This is a genomic window from Amaricoccus sp., from assembly GCF_017995835.1.
GTDB lineage: Bacteria > Pseudomonadota > Alphaproteobacteria > Rhodobacterales > Rhodobacteraceae > Amaricoccus.
The window spans coordinates 1-3,106 of the sequence record NZ_JAGOID010000191.1; the positions used below are offsets into that span (position 1 = coordinate 1).

Sequence of the window (3,106 nt, forward strand, 5' to 3'; positions counted from 1 at the left end):
CCCTGCTGTCGATCGTCCAGATGCCGAAGGGGGTGCCGGTCGGCACGCTGGCCATAGGCGCCGCCGGGGCGGCGAACGCCGCGCTGCTGGCCGCGGCGATCCTCGCGCTCGGCGACGCGGATCTCGCCGCGCGGCTCGTCGCCTGGCGGGCGGCGCAGACCGAGGCGGTGGCCGAGGTGCCCGATGGCGTCTGAGGCGGGATCATTGCCGGTCGGCGCGGTCATCGGCATCCTCGGCGGGGGGCAGCTCGGGCGAATGCTGGCGCTGGCCGCGGCGCGGCTCGGGGTCCGCTGTCACGTGTTCGAGCCGGCGGCGGATCCTTGCGCCGGGCCAGTGGTCGAGAAGGTGGTGCGCGCCGCCTATGACGACGTCGCGGCCCTGCGCGCCTTCGCGGCCGCCTGCGATGTGGTGACTTACGAGTTCGAGAATGTCGCGCTGGCGGCGGTCGATGCGATCGCCGATCTGGCGCCGGTCAGGCCTGGGCGGCGCGCCCTCGAAGTGGCGCAGGACCGGATCGCCGAGAAGGAATTCCTCGGCACCGCCGGCCTGACGGTCGCGCCCTTCGCGGCCGTTGACGGGCCGGAGGATCTCGCCGCGGCGCTGGCGCGGATCGGTGCGCCGGCGATCCTGAAGACGCGACGCCTGGGCTATGACGGCAAGGGCCAGGCGCGGATCGCGGCGCCCGGCGACGCGGCGGCGGCCTGGGCGGCGGTGGGCGCCGCCCCCTCGGTGCTCGAAGGTTTCATCGGCTTCGAGCGCGAGATCTCGGTGATCGCCGCCCGCGGTCGCGACGGCGCGGTTGTCGCCTTCGATCCGGGCGAGAACGCGCATCGCGACGGCATCCTCCACACAACGACTGTTCCGGCGCGGATCGGCGCGGCGACGGCGCAGGACGCCGTGCTGATCGCGGGGCGGATCCTGAACGCGCTCGATTATGTCGGGGTGATCGGGGTCGAGCTCTTCGTCACGCCGGGGGGCGGGCTCGTCGTCAACGAGATCGCGCCTCGGGTACATAATTCCGGCCACTGGACGCAGGACGGCTGCCTGATCGACCAGTTCGAGCAGCATGTCCGGGCGATCCTCGGCTGGCCGCTCGGCGACGGGACGCGCCATTCGGACGCGGTGATGACCAATCTTCTCGGCGACGAAGTGCTGGCGGCGCCGGCGCTGACCGGCGCGGCGCTGCATCTCTATGGCAAGGCCGAGGCGCGCCCGGGCCGAAAGATGGGTCACGTGACCCGCATCAGCCCCCGCGCGTGATCTCCGGCGCCGGGCGGGCGGTCCGACCCCGTTCAGCGCGGTGCAGCCGCCTCGAAAACAAGAAATCCCGAAGCGATGCTCCGGGATCTCGATCGCGCGAAAGCCGCGCGGGACTTGGTCGACAAACGGTCGAGAGGCTCAGAGACCGCCTTCGCGCTGCAGCTTCTTGCGCGCCAGCTTGCGCGCGCGGCGCACGGCCTCGGCCCTTTCTCGGGCCTTCTTGACGGACGGCTTCTCGAAATGCTGCTTCAGCTTCATTTCGCGAAACACGCCTTCGCGCTGCAGCTTCTTCTTGAGCGCGCGCAACGCCTGATCGACATTGTTGTCACGAACCATCACCTGCACGGGTAGTCACCACCTTCCAGTCAAGAGTTTCGAAATTCGGCAGGAGGGCGCTATATACGCAAAGACCGTCGGCCTGTCCACCGGCGGGGGCAAAAAAACGGCCGGGGACCCGGACGGGTCGGACGAGGCCGAACAGCGGAGCGAAATGCGATGACCGAAACGCCGGGCAGAGAGGATCCCGCCGGCCTTGCCGAGACGGCCAAGGCGGTGATCGCCGCGGCGCTGCCGCACGTGGCCTTCGACGGCTGGACCGACAAGACCCTTGCCTTCGCCGTCGAGGACGCGGGCGTCGATCCGGGAGTTTCGCGCCTCGCCTTTCCGCGCGGCGGGCTCGATCTGGCGCTCGCCTATCACTATGACTGCGACGCGGCGTTGGCCGCGCGGCTGGCCGAGGCGGCGCTGCTCGATCTGAGGTTCCGCGACCGCGTGGCCTTCGCCATCGTGACGCGCCTCGAACTGATCGCCGCCGAGCGCGAGGCGGTGCGCCGGGGCGTCGCGCTCTTTGCGCTGCCGCTCAACGCGGCGGACGGGGCGCGGGCGATCTGGCACACGGCGGATACGATCTGGACCGCGCTCGGCGATACGAGCGGAGATTTCAACTGGTACTCCAAGCGGGCGTCGCTCTCGGCGGTCTATTCCTCGGCGCTGCTCTACTGGCTCGGCGACGGGTCGACCGACTTCCAGGCGACGCGGGACTTCGTCCAGCGGCGCATCGACGACGTCATGCGGTTCGAGGAGGTAAAGGCGCGCGTTGCCCGCAATCCGATCGCCGCGGCGATGATGAAGGGCCCCCAGCGCCTGCTTGACCATGTCAAGGCGCCAGGGAATACTCCGCCCCCGGACCTGCCCGGCTCCTGGCGGCGCAAGACCTGAGGGCGGGCCGGGATCGTCCGGCGCGGCGGGAGTGAGGGGACATGATGCGCGGCAAGACGATCTCGGTCGGGTTCAACGGCGCATGGCGCGGCGGTGATCCACGGCGCGGCGGCGATCCGAGGATCCCCGGCGCCCGCCCGCTCTCCACCCGGGCCCGCTCGGAACCCGGCCAGCGGATGCGGGGCGCGGCGTGAGCATTCCCGCCGAGATGACAGTCGTCGAGATCGCCGAGCCCGGCGGACCCGAGGTGCTGCGCGTCGCCACGCGCAAGGTCCCGCGACCGGGACCGGGCGAGATCCTGATCGCGTTGCGCGCGGTCGGCGTCAACCGCCCCGACGCGCTGCAACGCGCCGGGGCCTATGCGCCGCCGCCCGGCGCGTCGGATCTGCCCGGCCTAGAATGCGCCGGCGTGGTGGCCGAGGTGGGGCCCGGCGGCTCGAAGTGGGCGGTCGGCGATGAGGTTTGCGCCCTGCTGCCCGGCGGGGGCTATGCCGAATACGCGGTCACGCACCAGGACCACGCCCTGCCGATTCCGAAGGGCCTTGGCATGATCGAGGCCGCGGCGCTCTGCGAGACGTTCTTCACCGTCTGGAGCAATGTGTTCGTGCGCGGCGGTCTGCGTCCGGGT

The 3,106-nt window shown here is 71.2% G+C and carries 5 protein-coding genes; 4 read left to right on the forward strand and 1 reads right to left on the reverse strand.

Features of this window, described 5'->3' with window-relative positions:
- Both KBA23_RS16500 and KBA23_RS16505 read left to right on the forward strand, forming a co-directional pair.
- A partial coding sequence (locus KBA23_RS16500; protein ID WP_290743292.1) for an AIR carboxylase family protein occupies positions 1 to 194 on the forward strand: 194 nt, incomplete at its 5' end.
- Positions 184 to 1,260 (forward strand): 5-(carboxyamino)imidazole ribonucleotide synthase, encoded by a 1,077-nt coding sequence (locus tag KBA23_RS16505; RefSeq protein ID WP_290743295.1) that lies wholly within the window; start codon positions 184 to 186, stop codon positions 1,258 to 1,260. The genes KBA23_RS16500 and KBA23_RS16505, both read left to right, overlap by 11 nt.
- 138 nt (positions 1,261 to 1,398) lie before the next feature.
- Here the strand turns inward: KBA23_RS16505 and rpsU are convergent, their stop codons facing one another.
- Positions 1,399 to 1,605, reverse strand: a complete 207-nt coding sequence (gene rpsU, locus KBA23_RS16510; protein WP_290743298.1) for a 30S ribosomal protein S21 — start codon at positions 1,603 to 1,605, stop codon at positions 1,399 to 1,401.
- A gap of 150 nt (positions 1,606 to 1,755) precedes the next feature.
- Between rpsU and KBA23_RS16515 the strand changes: the two genes are divergently transcribed.
- The gene (locus KBA23_RS16515) at positions 1,756 to 2,478 is read left to right on the forward strand and encodes a COQ9 family protein (protein ID WP_290743301.1); all 723 of its coding nucleotides are present in this window, start codon (positions 1,756 to 1,758) and stop codon (positions 2,476 to 2,478) included.
- Between the two features lie 190 nt (positions 2,479 to 2,668).
- The coding region (locus tag KBA23_RS16520; protein WP_290743304.1) for an alcohol dehydrogenase catalytic domain-containing protein at positions 2,669 to 3,106 on the forward strand (438 nt) is incomplete at its 3' end.

Coding starts and splice junctions, on each gene's coding strand:
- KBA23_RS16515 (WP_290743301.1), top strand. CDS start 1,756: ATGACCGAAACGCCGGGCAGAGAGGATCCCGCCGGCCTTGCCGAGACG.
- KBA23_RS16505 (WP_290743295.1), top strand. CDS start 184: ATGGCGTCTGAGGCGGGATCATTGCCGGTCGGCGCGGTCATCGGCATC.